At 67.2% G+C, this 19,163-nt stretch carries 18 protein-coding genes; 13 read left to right on the top strand and 5 right to left on the bottom strand.

The annotated features are described in order from the left end of the window. The first annotated feature begins 206 nt into the window (after positions 1-206). The gene (locus ABW137_RS27930; protein ID WP_526404817.1) at positions 207-1,646 is read left to right on the top strand and encodes a purine-cytosine permease family protein; all 1,440 of its coding nucleotides are present in this window, start codon (positions 207-209) and stop codon (positions 1,644-1,646) included. A gap of 33 nt (positions 1,647-1,679) precedes the next feature. After that, complete coding sequence (locus ABW137_RS27925; RefSeq protein ID WP_526404815.1) at positions 1,680-3,050, top strand: M20 family metallopeptidase; 1,371 nt, start codon at positions 1,680-1,682, stop codon at positions 3,048-3,050. Between the two features lie 13 nt (positions 3,051-3,063). On the opposite strand, the gene cmrA is transcribed toward ABW137_RS27925, so the two are convergent. Further along, positions 3,064-3,870, bottom strand: coding sequence for a mycolate reductase (cmrA, locus tag ABW137_RS27920; protein ID WP_526404813.1), 807 nt, complete (start codon positions 3,868-3,870; stop codon positions 3,064-3,066). 33 nt (positions 3,871-3,903) lie between these two features. Between cmrA and ABW137_RS27915 the strand changes: the two genes are divergently transcribed. Beyond that, positions 3,904-5,202 carry an MFS transporter gene (locus ABW137_RS27915; protein ID WP_526404811.1) on the top strand — a complete coding sequence of 433 codons (1,299 nt, stop codon included), beginning with the start codon at positions 3,904-3,906 and terminating at the stop codon, positions 5,200-5,202. Here the strand turns inward: ABW137_RS27915 and ABW137_RS27910 are convergent. Beyond that, the gene (locus ABW137_RS27910) at positions 5,199-5,972 is read right to left on the bottom strand and encodes an MmpS family transport accessory protein (protein ID WP_526404810.1); all 774 of its coding nucleotides are present in this window, start codon (positions 5,970-5,972) and stop codon (positions 5,199-5,201) included. The two genes, ABW137_RS27915 and ABW137_RS27910, sit on opposite strands and share 4 nt — an antisense overlap. 155 nt (positions 5,973-6,127) lie before the next feature. On the opposite strand from ABW137_RS27910, the gene ABW137_RS27905 reads away from it, so the two are divergent. Both ABW137_RS27905 and ABW137_RS27900 read left to right on the top strand, forming a co-directional pair. Then, positions 6,128-6,346, top strand: a complete 219-nt coding sequence (locus ABW137_RS27905; protein WP_526404822.1) for a hypothetical protein — start codon at positions 6,128-6,130, stop codon at positions 6,344-6,346. 68 nt (positions 6,347-6,414) lie between these two features. Next, entirely contained in the window at positions 6,415-6,522 is a 108-nt protein-coding gene (locus ABW137_RS27900) for a DUF6131 family protein (RefSeq protein WP_526404824.1), read from the top strand. Here ABW137_RS27900 and ABW137_RS27895 read toward each other — a convergent pair. After that, positions 6,519-7,157 (bottom strand): SACE_7040 family transcriptional regulator, encoded by a 639-nt coding sequence (locus tag ABW137_RS27895; RefSeq protein ID WP_526404808.1) that lies wholly within the window; start codon positions 7,155-7,157, stop codon positions 6,519-6,521. The two genes, ABW137_RS27900 and ABW137_RS27895, sit on opposite strands and share 4 nt — an antisense overlap. A 64-nt stretch (positions 7,158-7,221) precedes the next feature. On the opposite strand from ABW137_RS27895, the gene ABW137_RS27890 reads away from it, so the two are divergent. From ABW137_RS27890 to ABW137_RS27870, 5 genes are read left to right on the top strand one after another with little or no spacing between them, the layout of a single operon-like run. Continuing rightward, entirely contained in the window at positions 7,222-8,805 is a 1,584-nt protein-coding gene (locus tag ABW137_RS27890) for a carboxyl transferase domain-containing protein (RefSeq protein ID WP_526404806.1), read from the top strand. Between the two features lie 5 nt (positions 8,806-8,810). Further along, positions 8,811-10,835: an acetyl/propionyl/methylcrotonyl-CoA carboxylase subunit alpha gene (locus tag ABW137_RS27885; RefSeq protein ID WP_526404804.1), complete on the top strand. Its 2,025-nt coding sequence runs from the start codon at positions 8,811-8,813 to the stop codon at positions 10,833-10,835. Then, positions 10,832-11,992 (top strand): acyl-CoA dehydrogenase family protein, encoded by a 1,161-nt coding sequence (locus ABW137_RS27880; protein ID WP_526404802.1) that lies wholly within the window; start codon positions 10,832-10,834, stop codon positions 11,990-11,992. The genes ABW137_RS27885 and ABW137_RS27880 overlap by 4 nt, the downstream gene beginning before the upstream one ends. Positions 11,993-12,021: 29 nt before the next feature. Then, positions 12,022-12,477 (top strand): MaoC family dehydratase, encoded by a 456-nt coding sequence (locus ABW137_RS27875; RefSeq protein WP_526404820.1) that lies wholly within the window; start codon positions 12,022-12,024, stop codon positions 12,475-12,477. Then, a complete protein-coding gene (locus ABW137_RS27870; RefSeq protein WP_526404800.1) occupies positions 12,474-13,286 on the top strand; it encodes an HpcH/HpaI aldolase/citrate lyase family protein in 813 nt (270 codons plus the stop codon). The genes ABW137_RS27875 and ABW137_RS27870 overlap by 4 nt, the downstream gene beginning before the upstream one ends. Positions 13,287-13,289: 3 nt before the next feature. On the opposite strand, the gene ABW137_RS27865 is transcribed toward ABW137_RS27870, so the two are convergent. Next, positions 13,290-14,042: an enoyl-CoA hydratase gene (locus ABW137_RS27865; protein WP_526404798.1), complete on the bottom strand. Its 753-nt coding sequence runs from the start codon at positions 14,040-14,042 to the stop codon at positions 13,290-13,292. 125 nt (positions 14,043-14,167) lie between these two features. Between ABW137_RS27865 and ABW137_RS27860 the strand changes: the two genes are divergently transcribed. Further along, entirely contained in the window at positions 14,168-14,761 is a 594-nt protein-coding gene (locus ABW137_RS27860) for a DUF5994 family protein (protein WP_526404797.1), read from the top strand. A 9-nt stretch (positions 14,762-14,770) separates the two neighbouring features. On the opposite strand, the gene ABW137_RS27855 is transcribed toward ABW137_RS27860, so the two are convergent. Then, on the bottom strand, positions 14,771-16,405 hold the full coding sequence (locus ABW137_RS27855) for a fatty acyl-AMP ligase (protein WP_526404795.1): 1,635 nt from the start codon (positions 16,403-16,405) through the stop codon (positions 14,771-14,773). 816 nt (positions 16,406-17,221) lie between these two features. Between ABW137_RS27855 and ABW137_RS27850 the strand changes: the two genes are divergently transcribed. Beyond that, positions 17,222-18,232 (top strand): GlxA family transcriptional regulator, encoded by a 1,011-nt coding sequence (locus ABW137_RS27850; protein WP_526404793.1) that lies wholly within the window; start codon positions 17,222-17,224, stop codon positions 18,230-18,232. A 118-nt stretch (positions 18,233-18,350) separates the two neighbouring features. Further along, positions 18,351-19,052 (top strand): SDR family oxidoreductase, encoded by a 702-nt coding sequence (locus tag ABW137_RS27845; RefSeq protein ID WP_526404791.1) that lies wholly within the window; start codon positions 18,351-18,353, stop codon positions 19,050-19,052. The last annotated feature ends 111 nt before the right edge of the window (positions 19,053-19,163 follow it).

Below are 19,163 nucleotides of genomic sequence, written 5' to 3'. Positions count from 1 at the left end.
CCGTGCTCGCCGGCTACCTGACCGGGTCGCTAAGGGGGCCGAGGGGATTGGCGCCGGCGCCATCCCGCCGCGCCTGGCACCGGATGGCGCTTGGCGCCCACTGAATCATACATTTCACATCTGCCGTTCCTGCGCTAGACAGAAATATGTGTTTCAACTAGCGTGGCCGGTAATCCCCTGCACTCGCCCTACGATTGGAAGTCGCAGTGACCGCGGAACCACCCCCGTCCGACGAGCACTCACCCGCGCGGCCGTCCGACGGTGCCGCCCCGCTCAGACAACCAACCTCCGTCGAGCAGTACGGCGTCGAACCGGTACCGGCATCCGAACGCACGGTGCGCTGGTACGACTTGTTCCAGATCATCGTCAACGTGCTACTCAACCCGGGCCTCATCCTGATCGCCGGTTTGGCCGTCGCCTCGGGGTTGTCGTTCTGGGCGGCGGTGACCGCCCAGGTCCTCGGCATCGCCATCGCGTTCGCCGCCTACACGGTGATGGCCACCGTGGGGGTCGACTACGGGTTGCCCGGCATCGTGTCGACGCGCGCATTTCTCGGAATCAGCGCATCGCGCTGGATCGTGTCCACCCTGCGCGCGGTCAGTTCGGCGTTCTGGTTTGCCTTCCAAACGCTCGCTGGCGCCATGGGAATCGTTGCGGTCGTGGGTGTTTGGCTCGGTGTAGACCTATCGCTGATCGCCGTCAGCGCGGTGTTCGCCATCCTCCAGGCGTCCGTCGCACTTCTGGGTTACGGCTCACTGAAGTGGTTGTCGAAAGTCGCGTTTCCCGTCAAGGTGGTGATCCTGGGGTATCTGTTCTACCTCCTCGCCACGCATGACGCACCCGGCTTCGCGCCGAGTGAAGTGTTCTCGTTCTCCAACTCCGAGGGTTGGCGATGGGCCGTCTTCGCGGTCTGGGTGAACTCCGTTGCCGCCGCGTGGTTCAGCCAGGTCACCGACGCGGCCGACTACTGCCGCTACTCGAGCTCGCGACGCGACATGTGGGTCGGCACGATCGCGGCGGCGCTGGTCGGCACCACCGGGTCGGCGGTCTTTGGGGCCTACGCGGCGGCGGCGACGCTGGGACAGACCTCCAACGCCTTCGAGGTCATCCCCACGCTCGGCGTCGGCGGTGTGACGCTGTTCCTCGTCCTGGTCGTGCTGATCCTCGACAACTGGACCATCAACGTCCTCAATCTCTATACCGGCGGATTGTCCTTGGCCAACCTGACCACCCGACTCGGGCGGTTCTGGTCCACGCTCGCCGTCGCCGTCGTAGGTGTCCTACTGGCCATCCTGCCTGCCGTGGTCGACGATTTCAGCGACTTCATGACGGCCATGGGCAACGTGTTTGCGCCCATCGTCGGCGTCATCATCGCCGACTACGTCGTCGTCAAGCGGGGTCGTATCGACGTGGACGCGCTCTTCGACCTGCACGGTCCGTATCGCTACACCCACGGCGTCAACGTCACGGCACTGGCGTGGTCGGCCATCGGCGCGGTGATCTACTTCTTCCTGCCGACCGACGTCCTTCCGATCCCGCTCGTCGCAATCGTTTCCGGCGCCGGTTACGTCGCCACGGTCCGGTTCCTTCGCGTGGCGGATCCCGTGCCGCCGGCCGCCACCGTGAACGCAGCCAAGTCCTACTGACCCACCCGGGCAGCACCCGATCCAGGAGGCATGATGTCGCAAGAATCCGCAATCCAGGAGGTCGTCCAGTCCATCGACCGTCACCGCGACAGGGTCATCGACACCGTGCGGCAACTGGTCCAGATTCCCACCGTCAACCCCAAGTTCGAGACCGGCGGCGACATCAACCGAGAGCCCGAGGCGCAACGCCTGGTGGCGGATCTTCTGGTGTCGGCTGGCATGACCGCCACGGACCACGAGGCAATGCCGGGACGGCCCAACGTGATTGGCACGCTCGACGGAGCAGGCGAACGTAGCCTGGTGTTCAACGGCCACATCGACGTCGTGCCCACCGGAGACCGCGCCGATTGGGAGTCCGACCCGTTCGGCGCCGAGATCAGGGACGGCCGGATGTACGGCCGCGGAACCTACGACATGAAGGCCGGTCTCGGCGCCGCCATCGCGGCCGTCCAGGCCATCTACGACTGCGGCATCTCGTTGGCCGGGGATCTGCAGGTGCACAGTGTGGTCGACGAGGAGGCAGGCGGCTTCGGCACCCGTGCGCTGCTTCAGCGCGGGCCGACCGCAACGGCCGTCATCGTCGCGGAGCCCACCCAGAACGAGATCATGGTCTGCCAGCCAGGTTTGGAGTGGGTACGGGTGACCATCCGCGGCCGAAGCGCCCACGCCGGATGGCGATACAACGACATCTATCCACAGCCCCACACACCGGATCGGATGCGCCCGGGCGTGAACGCCGCCGAACTGGTCACGCGGTTCATCACCGCGGTCGGTCATCTCGAGAAGGCGTGGTCGCAACGCAAGTTCCACCCGCTGCTGCCCGCGGGGATCACCACCATCAGTCCCAGTGTCGTGCACGTCGGGTCTGGTCTGGGTTCCGACGGCCTGCCCGTCACCGTCACCAACCCGGCGATCACCCCCGACGTCGCCGTCGTGGACTTCGACCTGAAGTACCTACCCAACGAGGATTCCGAGGACATTCGACGGGCATTCGTGGACTTCGTCCATCACTGGAGCATGCAGGATCCCTGGCTCGCGGAGCACCCACCGGTCGTGCAGTGGGAACTGGCCGGGCTCGTCTTTCCGCCGTTCGACACCTCCCCGGACCATCCGTTGGTGGTCAGCGTCGCCAAACATGCTGCGGCACTGCACATGCACACCCCCGTCACTGGCTTCCCCGCGGTGTGCGACGGTGCCTTCTACCGTGACCACGGTGCCACGCCGATCATCTTCGGGCCCATCGGCGCGGACGCCCACGGACCCAACGAATGGGTGGACGTCGACTCGTTGATCAACGTCGCCAAGGTCATGGCTGCCACGGCGATCGACTACTGCGGGTTGGCTGGCACCGGCTCATCCGCCACCGGAGAGCGCCGCGCAGCGCCTGCCGCGTCGGCAGGCTAGCGCGTCGCTGGCCTCAGTCGCCGCCGAGCTTCTTGTAGACGGCGCCGACGACCGGGGTGACGATGGACCGCGGCCCGTAGCCGCTGGCCACGGACATCGCCTTCGACGTCACGCCGGGCACGACGCGCATCTTGTTGCGCTCCAACCCGTCCAGCGACAGCTTCGCGGTGTGCTCGGTGGAGATCCACAGGAAGTCCGGGATCAGCTTCTCGACGAGGGACTGGTCGTCCGGGTCCGGCAATTCGGTGCGGACCGGTCCAGGGGCGAGCACGGTGACGTGCACGCCGTGGGCCTTGACCTCGCCGCGCAGAGACTCGCTGAAGGTGTTGGCGAAGGCCTTCGACGCGGCGTACGTGGCGTTGTTGGGGATGGGTGAGTTGCCTGCTACGGAGCCGGAGATCAGGATGCCGCCCGCGCGCCGTTCGATCATCCCGGGGAGTACGGCCAGGACGAGGTCGTGGACGCCGAGCACGTTCAGCTGAACCTGTGCCTTCTCGCCGTCGACGTCGAGGTCCGCCACCGGGCCGAACGTCGCGGTTCCGGCGTTGGCGCAGAGTATCGAGACGTTGCGGGCGGCGAGTTCGGCGCACAACGTGGCGCGTTGGGCCGGGTCGACGAGGTCGACGGCGCGGACCTCGACCGTCACGCCGTAGCGCGTCGTCAGACGGTCGGCGAGCGCGGTGAGCACGTCCTCGCGCCGCGCGGTGATGATGAGATGGTGCCCTCGGGCGGCGAGTTCGGTGGCCAGTGCCTCACCGATGTTCTGCGAGGCGCCTGTGACGACGGCTCGGGCATCGGGGCTGGGAGCGGGTACGGACATGGCGCCAATCGTAGGGACCAATAGAGTGCGGTCATGAGCAACCCCGCGTCGGGTCCTCGAACGGCGGGACGCTCCCGGGTGGTCGCATGGGCGTTGTGGGACTGCGGTGCCACGGGTGTCAACGCGATCGTCGTGACGTTCGTCTTCTCCGTGTACCTGACCGAACAGGTGGGTGCGGGGTTGCCGGGTCCCACGACGCCTGCCAGTTGGCTCGGGCGGGTGTTGACGATGGCAGGCCTGTCCGTCGCGCTCCTCGCGCCAGCGACGGGCGTCCTCGTCGACGCGCCGCACCGGCGGCGGACCGTCCTCGCCGTGCTGACCGGTGCCGTGGTGGCGTTGACGTCGGCGATGAGTCTGATCCGTGCGGACTACGAGTATCTGTGGCTCGGCCTGGCGATGCTGGCGTGCACTGCCGCGTTCAGCGATCTCGCCACGGTGCCGTACAACGCGATGCTGAGGCAGCTGTCGACCCCAGAGACCTCTGGTCGAGTATCCGGATTCGGCTCGGCGGCAGGGTACTTCGGCAGTGTGCTGCTGCTCCTGGTGGTGTACCTCGGCCTGATTCGAGGTGACGGCGGGATGTTGGCACTGCCCACCGACGACGGGCAGAACGTCCGCGCCGCAATGCTTTTGACCGCGGCTTGGTTCGCTCTGTTCGCACTGCCCCTGCTGGTGACGGCGCGACACCTCGACACCGATGAGCGTCCACCCGCGGTGGGGTTCCTCGGTGCGTATCGCGCCTTGTGGATCGAGGTGAAGGGCGAGTGGCGTCGTGACCGTCAGGTGGTGTATTACCTGTTGGCCAGCGCGGTCTTTCGTGACGGGTTGACCGGGGTGTTCTCCTTTGGCGCGGTCCTGGGCGTCAGCGTGTACGGGGTGTCGCCTGCCGACGTGCTGCTGTTCGGCGTGGCTGCGTGCGTGATCGCTGCGATCGGTGCGGTGCTCGGCGGCCTGCTCGACGACCGCGTCGGGTCCAAGCCCGTCATCGTGGGCTCGCTGACGGCGATGGTGGTCGTGGGGCTCGTGCTGTTGACGCTGTCTGGGGTGGTGGCGTTCTTCGTCTGCGGCCTACTGCTGTGCCTGTTCGTCGGGCCTACCCAGTCGTCCGCGCGGACGATGATGCTGCGGATGTCCACGGAGGGCAAGGAGGGCATCGCGTTCGGGCTGTACACCACCACCGGGCGGGCCGTGTCGTTCCTCGCGCCGTTCCTGTTCTTCACCTTCATCGACGTCTTCGGGTCGGACCGGGCGGGGTTGGGCGGCCTGATCACGGTGTTGGCGCTGGGCTTGGTCGCCGTCCTCGCGGTGCGGGTGCCAACGCGCTCCCGCTAACGGCCCCCCAGTGCGTTGCACAGCGTCAGACCGGTGCCCGTCCTCTGCTGGGTCTGGACGCCGTCGATGTTGATGGCGCAGCTGATCTCGCGGCCGACGTTGACGATGCTGACGCTGGCCTGCAGGTTGGCCTGACCGGTGAGCTCGACCTGCTTGCTCCACGGCAGCAGGACGTTGAACTCGGTTTGGAGAATGCCGCCGGTGTCGAGATACAGGATGCTGATGGCGCGTCCTTCGCCTGCGACCGTGTACACCACGGTGTGGGTTGCGCCGGGGGAGGTGCTGTCCGGTGGTAGAGCCGTCCTCGACGGTGTGGTCGACGGCGTCGTTCGTGGTCGCGTGCTTCTGGTGGTGGTCGGTGGCCTGCTCGTCGCGGTGGTCTGAGCCTCGCTGGGCAGCGGCGTTTGGGGCTCGGCCGTCATCGGCTCCTGTGAGCTGTTGTCGATCAGCAAACTCAGGATCAGGCCAACCACGAGGATCAGGGCGAGGGCCGCGAGCACCCAGAGCCAGGCTCGCGATCCCCGCCCGCCGCGCCGTGGTGGCTCGGGGGGCGGGCCGGGTGGTTGTGGCGGGATCCCGTAGGTGCCGTACGGGTCGGGGCCGTAGGGCGAGTAGGCAGGCAGCTGCTGGGTGGGGTTGAGTCCGGCCGGGGGCGGGTTGACGGGCTCTCGTCGCGGCCGTCGGCCGTCCGTCTCACCGGGTTCGACGGGGTAGCTGTACGTACCGGGGTGCTCTTGCCCCCACCCATCGCGGCCTGATGGATCCGTCATGCCCACCTCATGTCTGCAGGGTACCTGCGGGCACGACCGGTTCAGATGGTCCGATCGCGGCGGGGAGCTACCGGGGCCGTCAGGGGTTTACCAGAATTGTCGTTCGGGTAAAGCAAGGTCTCGTCATCGTGGCGGACACCGACATGGAGGTCAGCATGCGTGGTAGCGGTTTACTCGGCGTGATCGTGCTCATCTGGTTGTTGATCGGGGCGTATGCCGCCTATGACCGGGGGTACTTCGCGGGTGGGGACGCGAACTGTGCGACGGCGGGCACGATAGCGCTGAACGTGGTTGCCGGCCCGCTGAATTGGGTAGGCGACATCAATCCGAAGGTGGCGGATTGCGACGTGGACATCCCGCCGCCCAACCAGTGATCACGAAGGAACGCATTGCCATGATCGCGCTTGGGGTTGTTCTCCTCATTGTTGGTCTCGTCTTTGGGATGCCGGTTCTGGCCTACGTCGGCGTCGTCGCGCTCGTCATCGGTGCCGTGTTCTGGATGCTGGGAGCGGCCGGACACGCCGTTGGTGGGCGGCGGGTCTGGTACTAGCTGCCACGCGCCTGCGTGAGCGCAGCGACGGTCATCGCGCGTAGAAGTGCGCGCGATGACTGTGGCGCTGCTCCCGGGCGGACGCTGTACGGGGTGGAGTTGAGCAGTCCGAACGTGGCGTGGGCCATCAACCGGGCATCGGGTTCGTCCATCTCGCCATCGAGTTGGCGCAGCGTGTTCACCCATACCTCGACGTATTGTCGCTGCGCGCGACGGACCTGACGCTTGGCCGTAGCGGGCAGGTGGGCGAGGTCGCGGTCCTGAATGCGGATCAGATCGGACTCGTCCAGCACGAAGTCCAGGTGAAAGTCCACCAATCCATCCAGCGCCTCGGAGGCGGTCCCGGCACGGTCGACGACCTCCGCGGCGCCGGTGAGCAGCCGCGTGCTTATCCCGACGAGGAGTTCGGCGAGCAGGGTCTCCTTGTTGGCGAAGTGGCGGTAGACGGCGGGACCCGTGACGCCCGCCGCGGCGCCGATGTCCTCGATCCGCACCGCTAGAAACCCGTGCTCGGCGAAGAGTCGCTCGGCGGCGGCGATCAGCTGCGTACGGCGGTCGGACTTGGCTTGGCTGCGGCTGGTTGACGACGAGGCCGGTGACGGCACTGACAACTCCTCGGACTGGCGTTTGGACATTTGGGTTAATCGTCACTAACATTACCATCAGTTAGTCGTCATTAACTCAACTGGAATGGCTTGCATGGCAACGCGGACATCTCATCGCGATCAGCACCTGACGCTGGTCACCGAGCTGAAGTCGAAGCTCGCCGCAGCGGCGCTCGGCGGATCCCCACGGTCACGGGAACGGCACGTCGGCAGGGGCAAGCTGCTGCCCCGCGACCGGGTCAACGGACTGCTCGACCCTGGCAGCCCCTTCCTCGAGCTGTCACCACTTGCCGCCGACGGCATGTACGACGACGAATGTCCCGGCGCTGGAATGATCGCCGGCATCGGCCGAATCTCCGGCCGGGAGTGCATGGTCGTCGCCAATGACGCGACGGTGAAGGGCGGGACCTACTACCCGATCACGGTCAAGAAGCACCTCAGGGCTCAGGAGATCGCGGCCGACAACGCGCTGCCATGCATCTACCTCGTCGATTCGGGCGGTGCGTTCCTGCCCCGGCAAGACGAGGTCTTCCCCGACCGGGAGCACTTCGGCCGGATCTTCTTCAACCAGGCGAATTTGAGCGCGAGGGGCATTCCGCAGATCGCCGCGGTGCTCGGATCCTGCACCGCGGGCGGGGCGTACGTCCCCGCGATGAGCGACGAGGCCGTGATCGTGCGCAACCAGGGGACCATCTTTCTCGGCGGTCCGCCCCTGGTGAAGGCCGCGACGGGCGAGGTGGTGACCGCGGAGGATCTAGGTGGCGGCGATCTGCACGCCAAGGTCTCCGGGGTCACCGACCATCTCGCGCACGACGATCGCGACGCGCTGAGGATCGTCCGCCGGATCGTCGACACCCTCGGGCCCCGGTCGGCAACGCCGTGGGACGTCGTCCCGACGGTGGATCCCGTCGCCGATCAGACCGAGCTCTACGACGTCGTACCCATCGACCCGCGCGTGCCGTACGACGTGCACGAGGTGATCAACAGGATCGTCGACGGGCCTTCCCCCGGCGCTTCGCATGCCCAAGGTGTTGGCGACTTCGCCGAGTTCAAGGCGGAGTACGGCTCGACGCTGGTGACGGGCTTCGCGCGGATTCACGGCCATCCGGTCGGAATCGTCGCCAACAACGGGGTGCTGTTCGGTGAATCAGCCATGAAGGGAGCGCATTTCATCGAGCTGTGCGACAAGCGCTCCACGCCGTTGTTGTTCCTCCAGAACATCTCGGGGTTCATGGTGGGCCGCGACTACGAAGCCGGGGGGATCGCCAAGCACGGGGCCAAGATGGTGACCGCCGTCGCGTGCGCGCGGGTGCCCAAACTCACGGTCGTGATCGGCGGATCCTATGGGGCGGGCAATTACTCGATGTGTGGGCGGGCGTATTCACCGCGCTTCCTGTGGATGTGGCCCAATGCTCGGATCTCGGTGATGGGCGGCGAGCAGGCCGCTTCGGTGCTCGCCACCGTGCGCGGCGACATGACGGCCGAGGAGGCGGACGCGTTCAAGGCCCCCATCCGCGCGCAGTACGAACATCAGGGCAACCCGTACTACTCCACCGCACGGCTGTGGGATGACGGTGTCATCGACCCTGCCGATACCAGAACCGTTGTCGGGCTTGCGCTCTCGGTAGCCGCGCAGGCCCCGCTGGAGCCGGTGTCCTACGGCGTCTTCAGGATGTGATGCAGATGACCACCAGTCCCGACCCTTCGGCCGACCGCAGCACCACCTTCGACACCGTCCTCGTCGCGAACCGCGGTGAGATTGCGGTGCGGGTGATCCGCACGCTGCGAGCCATGGGCATCCGGTCCGTCGCCGTCTACAGCGACGCCGATGCCGGCGCCCGCCACGTCGCCGAGGCCGACACCGCGGTACGCATCGGCCCGGCCGCCGCCAGGCAGAGCTACCTCGACGTCGACGCCGTCGTGGGCGCGGCGGTGCGCAGTGGCGCGCAAGCCGTGCATCCTGGCTACGGATTCCTCTCCGAGAACGCCGAATTCGCGGCGGCGCTGCAACGCGCGGGCATCGTGTTCATCGGTCCGCCCGCGCACGCCATCGCCACCATGGGCGACAAGATCACCGCCAAGGACACGGTCGAACGTTCCGGGGTGCCGGTGGTTCCCGGCATCGCCCGACAGGGCCTGACCGACGCCGACCTCGTTTCGGCCGCCACCGACGTCGGCTACCCCGTGCTCGTCAAGCCGTCCGCGGGTGGTGGCGGCAAGGGCATGCGCATGGTCGACGACCCCAAGGAGTTACCGGCCGCGGTGGCGAGTGCGCGACGCGAGTCGGCCGCCGCCTTCGGGGACGACACCCTATTCCTGGAGCGGTTCGTGCTGATGCCCAGGCACATCGAGGTGCAGGTACTCGCCGACGCCCACGGCAACGTCATCCATCTCGGTGAGCGCGAGTGCAGCCTGCAGCGTCGGCACCAGAAGGTCATCGAGGAGGCGCCCTCACCCCTGCTGGACGAGGCCACCAGGGCCCGCATCGGTGCCGCGGCGTGCGACACCGCCCGCAGCGTGGACTACGTCGGTGCGGGCACCGTCGAGTTCATCGTCTCCGCGGCGAGCCCCGACGAGTTCTTCTTCATGGAGATGAACACCCGGCTGCAGGTCGAGCATCCCGTGACCGAAGAGGTGACGGGCCTGGACCTGGTCGAATGGCAGGTTCGCATCGCCGCGGGCCAGGAGCTGACGGTCCGCCAGGAAGACGTCGTCATGACCGGACACGCCATCGAAGCCCGGGTGTATGCCGAGGACCCGGCCCACGGGTTCCTGCCGACCGGTGGTGCCGTGCTCGGCGTCGAGGAGCCGAATGGCCCCGGCGTGCGGGTGGATTCGGGCCTGTTCGGGGGCACCGTGGTCGGCAGTGATTACGATCCGATGCTCGCCAAGGTCATCGCACACGACGTGGACCGTGGCGCGGCCTTGCGCCGCCTCGACCGTGCGCTGAGCCGCACCGCCGTGCTGGGTGTCGTCACCAACGTCGACTTCCTGCGATTTCTCCTCGCCGACCCCGACGTCGCGGCGGGCCGCCTGGACACCGGCTTGTTGGACCGGCGCGTTGGTGAGTTCACCACGCCGACGGCAGGCGAGGAGCTCTTCATCGCCGCCGCGGCATACCGTTGGCTGACCCGGTGGCAGCAGGCGACGAGCGACCCGTGGTCGGTGCCGTCCGGCTGGCGTCTCGGCGCGGACGCCGCCACCGTTCTGCGGTTGCGCTGCGGGGACGCGACCGACCACGTCCATGTCACGGGAACGCCCGAGCGGGCCGTCGCACGCCTTGAGGGTCACGAAACACGTTCTCTCGCAGCGATACTCGACGGAGATGCTCTCATCGTCACGCTGGACGGGTTGCAAGCCCGATTCCGGGTCGCCGATTCCGGACACCAGATCTGGCTCGCAGGCGAGACCGGCGTCACCGTCTTCGACGAGGTGCGCGAACCACCGGTACGTCCGGACGACGAGCTCGGCGGCGATGCCGAGTTGACCAGCCCGATGCCGGGTGCGGTGGTGGCAGTCGGTGTTGCGGACGGTGGAACCGTGACGGCGGGCACCGTCGTGGTGACCGTCGAGGCAATGAAGATGGAACACGCCCTGTCGGCACCCGCGGACGGCACCGTCGAACTACTCGTCGCCGTCGGCGATCAAGTCAAGGTGGGCCAGCCATTGGCCCGCGTCACCGCTCATTCCGAGGAGTCCAAGTCATGAACGATTATCTGTCCACCGGCACTCTGCCGGATCACTACGAGCAGCTCGCCAAGACCGTCCGCGACTTCGCCCGCAGCGTCGTGGCCCCGGTGGCCGCGAAACACGATGCGGAACACTCCTTTCCGTATGAGGTCGTGTCGGGGATGGCCGACATGGGACTGTTCGGACTGCCCTTCCCCGAGGAGTACGGCGGCATGGGTGGTGACTACTTCGCGCTGTGTCTCGCCCTGGAGGAACTCGGCAAGGTCGACCAGAGTGTGGCCGCCACGTTGGAGGCCGGGGTGTCACTCGGCACGATGCCGGTCTACCACTTCGGGACCGACGCGCAGAAGCAGGAGTGGTTGCCGCTGTTGACGAGCGGCCGGGCGCTGGGCGCGTTCGGTCTCACCGAGGCGGGTGGGGGCACCGACGCCGGTGCGACCAAGACCACCGCACGGCTCGACGACGGACACTGGGTGATCAACGGCTCCAAGCAGTTCATCACCAACTCCGGCACCGACATCACCAAGCTCGTCACCATCACCGCGGTAACCGGTGAGCAGAACGGCGCCAAGCAGATATCGTCGATCCTCGTGCCGGTTCCGACCGAGGGCTTCGCCGCTGGACCGGCGTACGACAAGGTGGGTTGGAACGCCTCGGACACCCACCCGCTGAGCTTCGACGACGTGCGCGTGCCAGAGGCGAACCTGTTGGGGGAGCTGGGGAGTGGCTACGCCAACTTCTTGCGGATCCTCGACGAGGGCCGCGTCGCGATGGCGGCCCTGGCGGTGGGCGTTGCTCAGGGCTGCGTCGACGAGTGCGTCAAGTACGCCAAGGAGCGCGACGCGTTCGGTGCGAAGATCGGTACCTACCAGGCGATCTCCTTCAAGATCGCGCGGATGGAGGCCCGCGCACACACCGCCCGCACCGCGTACTACGACGCGGCAGCACTGATGCTGGCCGGCAAGTCCTTCAAGAAGGAGGCGGCGATCGCCAAGTTGGTGGCCAGCGAGGCCGCGATGGACAACGCGCGAGACGCCACCCAGGTCTTCGGCGGATACGGGTTCATGAACGAATACCCCGTTGCCAGGCACTACCGGGACAGCAAGATCCTCGAGATCGGGGAAGGAACGTCGGAGGTGCAGTTGATGGTCGTCGCTCGCCAGGTTGGCCTGTGACGGAGGCTCGGGTGATCGTCCAGCGCGGGATGTGGTTCGAGGAGTTCGAGCAGGGCGTGATCTACCAGCACCGGCCAGGACGGACCATCACCGAGGCCGACAACGTACTGTTCACCACCTTGACGATGAACACCCAGGCGCTGCACCTCGATGCGGCGTTCTCCGATGCGTTGCCGCCGTTCCACCAGCGGTTGGTCAACTCGATGCTCACCCTGTCCACGTTGGTCGGACTGTCGGTCGCGCAGCTCACCCAGGGCACCATCGTGGGCAATCTCGGTTTCAGTGACGTCGCGTTCCCGAAGCCGCTTTTCCACGGAGACACGCTGTACGCCGAGTCCGAGGTGACCGACACCCGCGAGTCGAAGAGCCGACCGGGGGAGGGCATCGTGACGTTCGCCCACACCGGCCGCAATCAGCACGGCGACGTGGTCGCCACCGCATCGCGAAAGACGATGGTGCGCAAGGCCCCGACCGAGGCACCGTGATGTTGGGGAGCAACGGCCCCGGGTGGTTGTTCTGCCCCGCCGACCGGCCCGAGCGCTTCGAGAAGGCTGCTGCCGCAGCCGACGTCGTCATCCTTGACCTCGAGGACGGCGTGGCGGCCCACGATCGCGAATCCGCCCGCCGAGCGCTGATCGACACCCCTCTGGATCCGACGCGCACCGTCGTGCGGGTCAACCCCGTCTCGACCCCCGACCACGAGCTCGACCTCGAGGCGCTCGCGGCGACGGCATACACCACCGTGATGCTGGCCAAGACCGAGACCGCCGCACAGGTCGGGTCGTTGGCGCCGCTGGAGGTGGTGGTGCTCGTCGAGACACCGCTCGGTGCGCTGGCCGTCATGGAGACCGCACGGGCCGACAATGCGGTCGCCGTGATGTGGGGCGCCGAGGATCTCGTCGCCGCGACCGGCGGTACCGCCAACCGGTGGCCCGACGGTTCCTACCGCGACGTCGTGAAGCACGTCCGCTCGCAGACGCTGTTGGTCGCCAAGGCATTCGGCCGGATCGCGCTGGACTCGGTGTACCTCGACATCGCCGACCTGGACGGTTTGCGCGCCGAGACCGACGACGCCGTTGCGGTCGGATTCGACGCGAAGGTCGCCATCCATCCCACGCAGGTGGAGGTCATCCGGGCGGCCTATACGCCCACCGACGACCAGGTCGAATGGGCCCGCGCCGTGCTGGAGGCGGCCCGCGGCGAGCGTGGGGTCTTCCAGTTCGATGGCCAGATGGTGGACATGCCCGTGCTTCGGAGAGCCGAGCGCATCGTGGCACTGGCGCCACCCGCGTAGCGACTACCTGCGCTTGGCTGCGGCCAATCGTGCTGCGAATTCCGGTGATTCGATCGACACCGCCTGCGGGCCGATCTCGACGTCTACGGCCATCGCGTGCTGCTCGGTGTCGACGACTCCCGGGTTGGCCGTCGCGCGCATGGAGGCCTTGGTGGCGATCACCACGTCGCGAGGCGCCGACGCCGGACCTGCTGCCAGCTCGCGGGCGGCGGCCACCGGATCCTCTGCGACGTCGAGGGCCAGGCCGTAGCGCACCGCGGCCTCGGCATCGAAGCGCATGCCGAACAACAGCGATGCGCGCGCCACCTGTGGGCCGACACCGCGCTGCAGCATCCAGGTGGCTCCTCCGCCGGGGTGGATCCCGAGCTTTTGGAACCGTGGGTCGAACAGCGCCGACGGCCCGGCGATGCGGACGTCCGCAGCGAGCGCCAGATTGAGGCCCGCCCCTACCGCCGGGCCGTTGACGGCCGCGATCGTGGGCAGTGAGCAGTTCGCCACGGCCAGGAAGCCGTCGTAGATCACCCGGAGGCCGTCCTCGGTGGCGGCGCCGAGGGCGGTCAGGTTCGCGCCCGCGCAGAACGCCTTTCCAGCGCCGGTCACGATGACGGCGTGGACGTTCGCGTCGGCTTCGGCGGCCTGCACCGCTGCGCGCAGGGCCGCGGAGATGTCCGCGGTGACCGCGTTGCGGCGGTCGGGATCGTTGATCGTGATGAGCGCGACGCGGTCCTCGACCTGCGTCAGTACCAGATCGGACACCAGTCGAGGGTAGTCGCAGGCGCGCGTCCGGCCGCGATGCCCCTTCACAATGCGTAGGCTGATGGATGAGCCGCTTCGTCGTCGACGGTTGAGTCGCACCCGAACCCCGTGCGAGTGACATCAGCGTGGATCCGATTCGTCTGCCGTTGCGCACCGCGCGACGGCGTTCCCACGAGAAGGATCAGCGTGATCGCCAGCACTCACCCCGCGTCGACGGCACCTCGGTGACCAGTACGGCGTCACGCCGAACGGCCAGCCCTGTCCGGCTGACCCTGTGCGGTCAGCTCGGTCGCCGGGTGGATGGCGCGTGGTGGCCACACACGAATCGACTGGCCAGAGAACTGCCCGAGCTCGTCGCCGTGCTGCACGAGCGGTTGGGTGAGGTGGTCGACATCTCGGTCAACTGGTCGATGTCGGAGAACCTGCCGGATCTGAACTCACGGCACTGGCAGAACAAGCATCAGCACCTGATGGCCGTCACCGGCCGAGACGCCAGCGCCAACCTTCTGATCGTTCCGAGTTTGACGCCGGGAACCCTCGCGGGTCTGCTGCTGCGGTTGGCCGCCGGGCTACCGCTGAGCGCCGCACATCAGGCCACCCCGCTGTTTCGCACCGCCGCCGAGATCGTCGATGCGGCACGGGCAGACGCCGGCGAGCGGCCGACGCCCCGCCCCGCTCTGGCGGTCCGTCCCCGCGGTCGCAGAGCCTCGAAGTCCTAGGCCGTTCGGTCAGCCGACGAGGGAGAGCGCATGCGCGCGGCGCAGCTTCCCCGACGGCGTCTTCGGGATGACGCCCGGCTGGAGCACCACGACGTTGCGGGGGCGGACGTCGACGTCGGCGAAGACCTCGTGGGCCACTTGGCGTTCGATGCGGCGCACCTCGTCGGCGTCGCCGAAGTCGTTGGATTCGACTGCGACGGCGAATGTTTCGCGTGACATGCCAGCATCCAGTCGCACCGCGACCGAGCACCCGGGCCGGACCCCGGCCACTCGGGTGGCGGCACGTTCGATGTCGGTCGGATAGATGTTCTTCCCGGCCATGATGATGACGTCCTTGACCCTGCCGCACACCACGATGTCGCCGGCCTCGGTGAGGTAGCCCATGTCGCCGGTGTCGTACCAGCCCTGTTTGTCTTGCGCGCCGATGAAACCGGCCATGGTGAGGTAGCCCGTCGTGACGGGCTTGCCGCGCACCTGGATGACGCCGACCGCGCGGGTGGGCAGGACGTTGTCGTCCTCGTCGACGATGCGGGCCTGCAACCCGTCGATGGGCTGACCAAGGGCCACCAGCCTTCGGGTGTTGCCCTTCGTGGCGGGAACGGCGCGGTGCAGGACGGCCAGGAGGTCGGCGTCGACCTCGTCGACCACCATGCCCGAGCCGCATTCCGTGAACGACACGGCCACCGTCGTCTCGGCCATGCCGTAGGCGGGCACGATCGCCTCCGGTCGCAGCCCGAACGGAGCGCCTGCGTCGCAGAGGTCTTCGACGTCGGCGGGGTCGACCTGCTCGGCGCCGGACAGTGCCCATCGCAGCGACGACAGATCGAATTGCCCTGCGGTGGCCTGCCTGCGCAACCGTTTGGCGAACAGGTTGTAGGCGAAGTTGGGCGCCGCGGTCATGGTGCCCTTGTACTTGTCGATCAGCTTGGCCCACAACAGGATGTCGCCGAGGAAGTCCATCGGGGTGACCTTCACCAGTTCGGCCCCGAAGTACATCGGCACCGTCAGGAAGCCCGTCATGCCCATGTCGTGGAAGCAAGGAAGCCAGCTGACGATCACATCGGTGTCGGTGTCGAAGCGCGCGCCGATGAACATCGCCTCGGCATTGGCCACGATGTTGGCGTGCGAGATGCACACGGCCTTGGGGAATCCGGTGGATCCCGACGTCAACTGCATCAGCGCGAGGTCGTCGTCGTCGGTGTCCACGGGCTCGATGGGCTGACTCGCCAGCAGTTGTTCTGCGGTCAGGACCTGGATGCCGTGTTCGGCCAGCACGGGTGCCGCGGCCAGGAACGGATCGGAGACGACGACGGCCTTCGCGTCGATCATCTCGATGACGTCGGTGGTCTCCTTGGCCCAGCGCAGCAGGTCGGTGCGTGGGGTCGGCTGATGCAGCATGGTGAGGCTGGCGCCCCGCATCCAGATGCCCTGGGCGGTCGGCGCGATCTCGACCGGAGCGCCCGCCAGAACGGCGACGACGTCACCGTGGCCGATGCCGGCCTCGGCGAGGCCACCCGCAACGCGGCTCGCGCGGTCGTAGACCTCTTTCCAGGTATGTCGAACTGGCGTCCCTGGATCTCCGGTCGTCATTCCGTTGCGACTGCTATTCGCGTTGGCGAACATGGTGTCGGTGAATTTGCTCACGAAAATCCTTATGCTCAGGCGTTAGCGGCGATGCGAAGTCATCACCGCGTCTTGTCATCCCTCTGTCGAGCACCTTCAAGAGGTAGCGCGGGGACTGGGCGCCGTTGCCGCATAAGCAGCATGGTCAACGACGGTCATCGGCGTTCGAGCCGACGTGCGTCGTATTGAGACCGTGACCCTTCTGGTTCGTTTCCGTAGCTCCGTGCCTCCGGTTGGGAGCACGGCACCGACGTGATCGGATGCTCAAGACCATACAGACTTAGGCGCTTGTCGTGGCATTGGCGCACAAAGTGAATTTCGATCGTTGTGCAGTCGTCACGTTGGTCGGATTGCCCTACGTTCTCGGCCATCGATGCCAGTTCGCTCGCAATGCCGTTCGGGGGCGGCGCCGGGAGCCAAACCGCCGGGCTTCTCGGTGCGAGCACCAGGTGCGGGGGGCATCCGGCCCGCCGGAGTGCGCCGAATGTCGTCGACGGCGTCGACGTATCGCGGTTGCTCGGATGGGGCGCCGAGTCCGGATGGGGCGGCCTCGCGATTCACCGCACAGCCGGGTACGGGTTGGTATTTCGACGAGCGCATTCTCACCGGGCCGACCCGATGTCCAGGCGGTGAGGTTCGAGCGATCATCTCGCCCGGAGTGATGACGGGATCGACTCTGGCCCGCGGCATCGTCATTCTCCCTACTGATCGCTCCCCAGATCGCCGGGCCGACGACGGGCGCTGCCCGCTGTCGTTGGCGGGATACGGTGAGAAGGCACGATTTCGGCCAATGGCCCATGGATTTCGCCCCACTCGGCGACGCACAAGGAGGTTGTCGTGCCAACCGTCAAGAGTCCGCTGACGTCTCGCGGGCGTGGCAAGCACGTGATCGGCATCGTCGTGGTGCCCGACAGCGCCCCGTTGGAAGTCCTCGTCACCCAAGCAGTCTTCGGCCCGCCGATGCCGCCGGTCGCAGAGATCATGGGCATCCCCGAGGACTCGCCCTACGACGTGGTGCTCTGCGCAGAGGACCGTCGCTACGTCCTTCCCCGTGGCGTCGACATGGGGGAGTTGGCGCCGCTGGACGTTCTCGCTGAGGTCGACACGGTGATCGTGCCGGGCATCCTGGAACCACTGGCCCAGCGCAGCGACGACCTGCTCGACGCCGTGCGGGCGGCGGGCGGTGCGGGAGCCCGGATGGTGTCGTTCTGCGGTGGGGCGTTCATCCTCGCGCAAGCCGGGATCCTCGACGGGCGGACGGCGACGACGCACTGGCTGTTGGCGCCCGAGTTTCGGAAGTCCTTCCCCGACGTGCGGTTGGACGTCAACCGGCTCTACGTCGACGACCCGCCGGTGCACACCTCCGGCGGGGTCTTGGCGGCCACCGACCTCGCGCTGCACATGGTGGCACTGGACAGGGGACAGGCCGTCGCCAACGATCTCGGCAGGATCCTCGTCAGCGCCCCGCATCGCTCCGGTGGACAGGCGCAGTTCATCAAGGACTCGATGCGTGCCGATGACTCCGCCCCGATGGGATCGCTGTTGCAGTGGCTGCGCGAGAACGTCCACGAACCGTTGACGTTGGCGGAGCTGGCGCGGCACGAGCACATGAGCGAGCGCACGTTGGTACGCAAGTTTCGCGCCTCGACGGGGATGAGCGTGTTCGACTGGATCGCCAGGGAGCGGGTCAATCGGGCCAAGGTCTTGCTCGAGACGAGTGACTTCGCCATTTCCGAGGTCGCCGCGATGGCGGGGTTCGGGTCGGCGGAGACGTTGCGCCGCAACTTCGAGAAGGCGGTCGGGACCACGGCGGGCGCCTACCGCCGCACGTACAAGGCCGCCACATAGCGGCACAGCCCATAGCCGAATAGCCCACCTAGCCACACCGCCCGCCTTCTCTTGCACGAATCCGGCCGACCTTCGCTACCGTTCGTTCCGCGGCGCTTGCGAGGCGCAGAATCGTGCAATGGACATCTCTGCCTGCACCGCCCTAGTCACCGGAGCCAACCGCGGACTCGGTCGGCACTTCACCAACGAACTGCTCAAGCGCGGCGCCAAGGTTTACGCAGGAGCCCGCAATCCCGACTCGATCGACGTCGACGGCGGCGCCATTCCCGTGGCGGTCGACATCACCGACCAGGCCTCCGTGACCGCCGCGGCGCAGGCCGCGGGTGACGTGACGCTTCTGGTCAACAACGCGGGCATCGCGGCCAACGTCGATCTGCTCACCGATGATCTGGACGGCGCGCACCGCGAGATGGCCACCAATTACTTCGGCACGCTGTCGATGGTGCGGGCGTTCGCTCCGGTGATCGAGGGCAACGGTGGTGGCGGCATCCTCAACGTGCTGTCGGTGCTGTCGTGGATCAGCTTCCCCGCCAGCGGTGGGTATTGCGCGTCCAAGTCGGCGGCCTGGTCGATGACGAACGCAGCGCGCGCCCAACTGGCCGGCCGCGGAATCGTCGTGACCGCCTTGCACGTGGGTCTGATGGACACCGACATGGCCGAGGGTCTCGAAGGGCCGAGGTCTGATCCCGGCGTCGTTGCCGCACTCGCGGTGGATGCGATCGCAGCGGGGGCCTATGAGATCCTCGGCGACGACGCGAGTCGCGGCGTTCAGGCCGGTCTCGCCAAGGGCGTGGCTGCGCTGTATCCGGATCTTCCGTAGCGGCGGTCGCCATAGATTTGTCTTTTCTATGAGCATCTGGCATCGGCTCGGGTTCGCGATAGGTTGATATCGAGGACATCCGGACATCGATGAAAACCGTTGTTGCACAGT

This window comes from Mycobacterium sp., from assembly GCF_040509115.1.
Classification (GTDB): domain Bacteria; phylum Actinomycetota; class Actinomycetes; order Mycobacteriales; family Mycobacteriaceae; genus Mycobacterium.
The sequence above is the reverse complement of the archived record's forward strand: the minus strand, read 5'-3'. Positions and strand labels throughout refer to the sequence as shown.

Bases quoted from the DNA above. Each gene is read 5' to 3' on its own strand.
- ABW137_RS27895 (WP_526404808.1), bottom strand. From the start codon at position 7,157: ATGTCCAAACGCCAGTCCGAGGAGTTGTCAGTGCCGTCACCGGCCTCG.
- ABW137_RS27925 (WP_526404815.1), top strand. From the start codon at position 1,680: ATGTCGCAAGAATCCGCAATCCAGGAGGTCGTCCAGTCCATCGACCGT.
- ABW137_RS27890 (WP_526404806.1), top strand. From the start codon at position 7,222: ATGGCAACGCGGACATCTCATCGCGATCAGCACCTGACGCTGGTCACC.
- ABW137_RS27885 (WP_526404804.1), top strand. From the start codon at position 8,811: ATGACCACCAGTCCCGACCCTTCGGCCGACCGCAGCACCACCTTCGAC.
- ABW137_RS27910 (WP_526404810.1), bottom strand. From the start codon at position 5,972: ATGACGGATCCATCAGGCCGCGATGGGTGGGGGCAAGAGCACCCCGGT.
- ABW137_RS27905 (WP_526404822.1), top strand. From the start codon at position 6,128: ATGCGTGGTAGCGGTTTACTCGGCGTGATCGTGCTCATCTGGTTGTTG.
- ABW137_RS27900 (WP_526404824.1), top strand. From the start codon at position 6,415: ATGCCGGTTCTGGCCTACGTCGGCGTCGTCGCGCTCGTCATCGGTGCC.
- ABW137_RS27875 (WP_526404820.1), top strand. From the start codon at position 12,022: ATGTGGTTCGAGGAGTTCGAGCAGGGCGTGATCTACCAGCACCGGCCA.
- cmrA (WP_526404813.1), bottom strand. From the start codon at position 3,870: ATGTCCGTACCCGCTCCCAGCCCCGATGCCCGAGCCGTCGTCACAGGC.
- ABW137_RS27845 (WP_526404791.1), top strand. From the start codon at position 18,351: ATGGACATCTCTGCCTGCACCGCCCTAGTCACCGGAGCCAACCGCGGA.
- ABW137_RS27915 (WP_526404811.1), top strand. From the start codon at position 3,904: ATGAGCAACCCCGCGTCGGGTCCTCGAACGGCGGGACGCTCCCGGGTG.
- ABW137_RS27880 (WP_526404802.1), top strand. From the start codon at position 10,832: ATGAACGATTATCTGTCCACCGGCACTCTGCCGGATCACTACGAGCAG.